This window comes from Oscillochloris sp. ZM17-4 (assembly GCF_019599295.1).
Classification (GTDB): Bacteria; Chloroflexota; Chloroflexia; order Chloroflexales; family Chloroflexaceae; genus Oscillochloris.
This window is the reverse complement of sequence record NZ_JAIEWN010000001.1, coordinates 187,632-193,785: the sequence shown is the minus strand read 5'-3', so window position 1 is coordinate 193,785 and position 6,154 is coordinate 187,632. Positions and strand designations below refer to the sequence as shown.

Annotated in this window: 4 protein-coding genes; 1 reads left to right on the top strand and 3 read right to left on the bottom strand. The window is 72.3% G+C overall.

What is annotated here, in order from left to right; all coding sequences use genetic code 11:
- Window positions 1-48: 48 nt before the first annotated feature.
- Together K2Z83_RS28595 and K2Z83_RS00720 are read right to left on the bottom strand one after the other, a co-directional pair.
- The gene (locus K2Z83_RS28595; RefSeq protein ID WP_255603049.1) at window positions 49-1,350 is read right to left on the bottom strand and encodes a LuxR C-terminal-related transcriptional regulator; all 1,302 of its coding nucleotides are present in this window, start codon (window positions 1,348-1,350) and stop codon (window positions 49-51) included.
- Between the two features lie 81 nt (window positions 1,351-1,431).
- Window positions 1,432-4,230 (bottom strand): two-component regulator propeller domain-containing protein, encoded by a 2,799-nt coding sequence (locus tag K2Z83_RS00720; protein ID WP_220593266.1) that lies wholly within the window; start codon window positions 4,228-4,230, stop codon window positions 1,432-1,434.
- A gap of 174 nt (window positions 4,231-4,404) precedes the next feature.
- Between K2Z83_RS00720 and K2Z83_RS00715 the strand changes: the two genes are divergently transcribed.
- Complete coding sequence (locus K2Z83_RS00715) at window positions 4,405-5,382, top strand: polysaccharide deacetylase family protein (RefSeq protein ID WP_220593265.1); 978 nt, start codon at window positions 4,405-4,407, stop codon at window positions 5,380-5,382.
- Window positions 5,383-5,442: 60 nt separating this feature from the next.
- Here K2Z83_RS00715 and metK read toward each other — a convergent pair.
- A partial coding sequence (gene metK, locus K2Z83_RS00710) for a methionine adenosyltransferase (protein WP_220593264.1) occupies window positions 5,443-6,154 on the bottom strand: 712 nt, incomplete at its 5' end.

Sequence of the window (6,154 nt, the reverse complement as noted above, 5' to 3'; positions counted from 1 at the left end):
TAGTCCCGCACGGAGCGCCGCCGTTACAATGTCGGCGAGGGCCGCGCCCTACAGCAGCCCGAAGGCCCGCCCGCGGTTGATCGCCTGCACCCGGTCGCCCACATCCAGCTTGCGGTAGATACTCTTTACGTGGGCCTTGACCGTGTTCTCTGAGACGATCAGGCGGGCGGCGATCTCGGCGTTGCGCATGCCGGCGGCGATCAGGCGCAGCACCTCACGCTCGCGCTCGCTCAGCGGCTCGCCGAGAGCCGGGGCACCGCGCTCGGCGCCGGGCAGATGCCCGCTCATCTCCAGGCTGGCCCGATCCGATACCGTCGTCGGAGCCGGGGCGGCGTAGCCGCGCAGCCACTGCTCCAGCAGGCGGTTGCCCACGCGCCAGCGCCCGCCGGCCGCGCGCAGGTAGCCGAGCTGGGCCATGCCGTGGGCGAGCCGCTGGGCGGTCAGCTCGTCCAGGCCGGCCGCACGCGCCAGATCTGGTAGCTCGGTGGGGCCGCCCGAGGCCGCCAGCACGATCGAGCGCTCGCCGGGAGAGAGCTGGGCGATATCGATGCGAAAGAGATCGGCCAGCCCGGCGTCAACCAGTAGGTCACTGGGGGCGGGCCGGCGCAGCGACCCGCCAGCGTAGAGCCGATCACAGATCAGCTGGAGCAGGTAGGGGTGGTTGCCGGCGGCCTCGCGGATGGCCGCCGACGCCTCGGGCGACGCGCTGACCCGGCCGCCCTGGCGGATGAGCGCCTCGGCGGCAGCGTCGTCGAGGGGCAGCAGCGGGTAGCTGCGGAAGCCGAAGAGAAAGGGCGATCCCTCGTCGCGCCAGCGGTCGTTGAGCGCGGCGAGGCCCTTGGCCGCACAGATCACCAGCCGCAGCCCCCGGCAGGTCTGGAGCAGCGCCCGCAGGCACATGAGAGTCGCGGCGGGCAGGCGCAGCAGCATCTCGGCCTCGTCCCAGAGCAGAGTCACGCAGAGCCCGCGCTCCTCCCAGTCCCAGGCTGCCTCCTCAAGCCAGGGGCAGATCTGCTCACCGGGGCGATCCCAGGCGGCCCGGCTGGCCGCAAGATGCGGGCTGGCCGCGGCCAGCCGGCCCAGCTCGCGGCGCACCAGGCGCACCAGGCGCACCTCGTCCAGGCAGGTCTGCCCGTCGGCCATGCCGGCGGCCTGCATCAGGTCGCAGTAGATAGCGTGGGGCGATAGCTCGGCCGCAGCCCGGCGCAGCAGCGAGGTCTTGCCGGAGCGGCGGGTGCCGAGCACGTACACGCCGCGCGCCTCGGGCGCGGCGAGCGCCCGGCAGAGATCGCCCCGCCCGTAGAAGGTGTCGCCCTCGACCCAGTTTGTGGTGATGTAGGGGCTGGTCATATGTCCCATGGGGGTAAGGGCGCAGCAGCGGCCCTAGATATTTGGCGTGTACTGGCGTATTTCTGGGCCGCTGCTGCGCCCTTACGTGATCGTGCTGATCCAGCGCCCCCAGAGGAAGACCGGGCGGTAGCCGTCGGCCCCCTCGGCGATCAGGCCGTCGCTGAGCAGCTGCTCGGCGGCGACGGCATCTAGGTCGGCCGCGCCCGCCCGCAGGGCCGCGCGCGTCGCCGGCGCGAGCTGGCGCCAGGCCGCCGTATACTCGCCGGCCCGCGCGGCGACAATCACCTCGACGGCGCGGGCCACATCGCCCTCCGTCACCGTCGTGCGCCGGTCGGACAGCATCGCCCGCACCGCCTCTGAGCAGAGCCACTGGGTGTCGAAGGGCTTGCGCTCGCCGGCGGCCAGCACGGCCTGGGCGGCGGCGCGCGTGTAGGCGTAGGGGTTGTAGTTATAGTGGCGGATCAGGTGCAGGGCGTCCGTGTCCAAGAGTGGGCCAAGAGTCACTCGCTCGAAGATATTGTACCAGGGGCTGGTGTCGCCCGGCTCCGCCAGCGGGGGGCGGACGCCGGCCAGCACCACCCGCAGCTGGCCCTGGGCGTGCTGGCAGAGCGCGCGGAAGCGCTGGCGCAGCGGCAGATCATAGCGCTGGAGAGTGTCGATCTCGTCGAGCAGCAGCACGATCAGCGGCGGCGCGCCGCCGCCCCGCCCGTGGGCCACGATCTGCTCAAGGTCCTGCTCGGCGTCGAGGTCGTCGTAGCTGGCCGGCTGGCCCAGGCAGAGCAGGGGCGGGCGGGCGGCGGCGGGCAGCGCGGCGGCCACCCCGCGCAGCAGGTGCAGCCAGAACTGCTCCTGGGGCACATCCTGAATATTGCGGAAGATCGCCAGGATCGGGCGGCCTGGCTCAAGGTCGGCCCGGAGAATCAGGCGCTGCTGGACCTGAAGCAGCAGGCTGGTCTTGCCGATGCGCTTCTCGCCGTAGATATAGAAGCTGTTCTGCTCGATCTTGCCCACGACCGTGTCGATCACATGCTCCCGCCCGATGTAGCGGTCGGGCAGAGTGATCAGCGGGCCGACATCGTAGGGGATGTGGTAGCCGCGCACGGCGCGCAGCAGGGCCTGGCGCCGCTGCCGGCGCCGGTAGAGCAGCGCCCCGCCGACCGCGCTGGCCGCGCTCGGCACCAGCAGCACCGCCAGCGCGAGCAGCAGCGTCGTCCAGAGCGGCGCGGGCACCACCACCCGCAGCTGCGTCGGCGCCGAGGCGTTGCCCTCAGCGTCTACCGCCCGCGCCTCGATCACCCAGGCCCCAACCGGCAGGTCGATCAGCACCCGGCCGGCAGCGGCGGCCCGCCAGTCCTGCGCGGGCAGCACCCGGTACTCGTAGCGGATGGCCTCCGGCGGCGTGCTGTCGTCCTGGGCGTCGAGCCGAAGCTCGATCCGGCGCAGCCGCTCGAACATGTGCTGCGGCAGGGTCAGCCCCGCTGAGACCGCCGCCCCATCGGCAACCACTGTCGGGGCGGCCTGCGCGAAGGCCGGCGGCGCGCTGGCGATGCGGAAGGCCAAGGTCCGCTCGGGGCCGGCGACGGCGCCAGCGACGACGACGACGTGCAGCGTGTAGTCGCCCGGCGGCAGGTCGATGAACGGCTCGGAGTCGACCGAGCCCGGGGCCAGCGCGCCGCTGCCCACCTCGCGCGGGGCGAGGGGCGGCTGCTCGCCGGCACGCCCCAGCCAGTAGCGGAAGCGCAGCTCGTCGGGCGGCAGCCAGGGCACCGCGGCCCCAAAGCGGAAGCGCAGGTCGTTCTGGGTGGCGGGCAGGGTGCCCCCGGCGAAAGCCAGCGGGAGATCGTCGGACACCGCCATGGCGGCCAGCGTAGGCACCAGCAGGTCGGGCGACAGCGGCCGCCGGTCGGCCAGAGTCACGCCGCCGCCGCGCGTGCCGAACCAGATCCGCCCCTCGCGGTCGGCCAGGATGGTCTGCACATAGTTGCGGCCGAGGCCGTCGGCGGCGCCCACCCGCTGCCAGCCCCCCATCGTGCGCCGCAGCACGCCCTGCGAGCGCGTGGCCAGCCACAGGTCGCCGTCGGCGTCGCCGGCCACCGCCAGCGTCTCCGTCGCCGAGATCGTCCGCCCCTGGACCAGATCCTCCAGCACCGTCACCGTATCGTCCGGGGCGATCCGGGCCACGCCCTGGAAGGTGCCCATCCAGACCGCGTCGTCGCCGGGGAGCGCGGTGATCGACCAGACCGTGTTGCGGCTGCCCAGACGGAAGCTGAACTGCTCGAAGCGGCCATCGCGCAGGCGCAGGGCGCCCAGCCCGTTGGTGGCGAACCAGAGGTCGCCGCCGGGGGCCTGCCAGATCGCCTGGACGAAGGCGCCGATGCGGGCGAGCTGCGGCGGCAGCGGCGCCGGCTCCCAGCGGCGGGCCCCCGGCGCGAGGCGGGCGATCCCGCGCCCGAAGGTGCCCGCCCAGACCGCACCATCGGCGGTGACCAGCACGGCGCGCACGTCCTCGCCGGGAAGGCCATCGGCGACCCCAAAGCGCTCCCAGCGCCCGCCGCGCAGGCGGCTCAGCCCACGGCTGGTCGCGCACCAGACGCTCTCGCCGTCGCCGGCGATCGACCAGACGTTATCGTCGGCCAGGCCATCGGCCACCCCGTAGCTCACCCAGGATGCGCCGTCGTAGCGGCTGACCCCGTTCTCGGAGCCCAGCCAGATCCGCCCCGCCGGGTCCTCCCAGATCGCCTGCACGATATTGCCGGCCAGCCCGTTGGCCGCGCTGAAGGTGTGCCAGCGCAGGTCGCCGCCGGCCCGCGCGGGCGGCGCGCCGACGAGTGCGACGAGCAGGATGAGTAGAGCGGTGAGCATCAGAAAGCGGCGCGGCATTGATTCAATCCCCCCTCAGGAGGATTATACCCCGCCCGGGCGCGCGGCGGAACTACCCCGGCGGGTAGTAGCCTGCTCACCCGGCGCGGGGGTAGTGTTTGGAGCACGAAGACGCGAAGGGGGGCGAAAGACGCGAACGCAACTACTGCGCCCCAACTGCTGGAAGGAGATCCAATGAAGCGCCTGCTGCCCACCATCCTGCTGCTCGCCCTGGCCGCCTGCGGCGCCCGCGAGACCACCGCCGCCGAGCGCGCCCAGCCCACAGCCACGGCGGTCGCCGCCACGGCCACGTTCACCCCGACGCCCAGCGCCACACCCGCGCCGACGGCCACGCCGACGGCCACGCCCACCCAGGGCATCGCCGGCTACCTAGCCTACCGGGTGCAGCCGGGCGACAGCCCCGAGTCGATCGCCCGCGCCGGCGGCAGCGACCCCGAGCTGCTGCTGCGCTACAACCGCCTGGAGGCCACGCCCCAGGTCGGGCGCGAGCTGCTCATTCCCCGGATCGAGGGCCGCGCCCGCAGCATCCCCGAGCGCAGCATGATGGTTCTGCGCGGCAACACCGCAAAGCCCTGGGTCGCACTGACCCTCGACTGCGGCAACAGCTACGGCCACCTGGGAGCCATCCTCGACGAGCTGCGCGCGGAGAAGGTCCACCTGACCTTCTTCCTGGTCGGCAGCCTGATCGAGGACAGCCCGGTCGAGCTGCGCCGGCTGGTCGATGAGGGCCACGAGCTGGCCAGCCACTCCTACAGCCACCCCGACTTCACCGCGCTGAGCGACGCCGCGATCCTGGAGGAGCTGGATCGCAATGAGGCCAGTATCCAGGCCATCCTCGGGCCGCAGGCCAGCCTCCGGCCCTACTTCCGCTTCCCCTACGGCGCCTTCGACACGCGCAGCCTCCAGGTGGTGCTCAACCACGGCTACCTGCCGGCCCACTGGACGCTGGACACGCTCGACTCGCTGGGCGAGCCGAAGACGCCGGAGTTCATTGTGGAGCGAGTGATGGCCCTGCCGCCGGAGCAGCTGCGCGGGGCGATCATTCTGGGGCACTGCACTAACGCGATCACCGGCGCCATCCCCGAGCTGGTCAGGCGCCTGGGCGCGGCGGGCTACCAGCTGCGCACGCTGAGCGATGTGCTGGGGGAATAAAGAAGGGAGCGTTGGGCGAGGGAAACCCTCGCCCAACGCTCCCTTCTTTATTGAAGGTGCTTACAGCCCAGCCGCCCGGCGCAGCTCCTCAACCTTGTTGAGCTGCTCCCAGGGCAGGTCGATGTCGGTGCGGCCGAAGTGGCCGCCGGCGGCGGTCTGGCGGTAGATCGGCCGGCGCAGGCCCAGGTCGCGGATGATCGCGCCCGGGCGCAGGTCGAACACCTCATTGATCGCCTTGACGATCGTCTCGTCGGAGACCTGGCCGGTGCCGAAGGTCTCACCGCTGATCGAGAGCGGGCGGGCCACGCCGATCGCGTAGCTCAGCTGCAGCTCGAAGCGCTCGGCCAGGCCGGCGGCGACCACATTCTTGGCCACCCAGCGCGCCGCGTAGGCCGCCGAGCGGTCGACCTTGCTCGGATCCTTGCCCGAGAAGGCGCCGCCGCCGTGGCGGGCCACGCCGCCGTAGGTGTCCACGATGATCTTGCGCCCGGTCAGGCCGCTGTCGCCCATCGGGCCGCCCACCACGAAGCGCCCGGTCGGGTTGACGAAGTACTTCGTCTTCTCGTCCAGCCACTGCTCAGGGATCTCCGAGCGGATCACGCTCTCGATCACATCCTCGTAGATCTGGCCCTGGCTCACGTCGGGGGCGTGCTGCGTGCTGATCAGCGCCGTGTCCACGCGCACCGGCTTGCCGTAGGCGTACTCCACCGTCACCTGGCTCTTCGCGTCGGGGCGCAGGTAGGGCAGCGTGCCGTTCTTGCGCAGCTCGGTG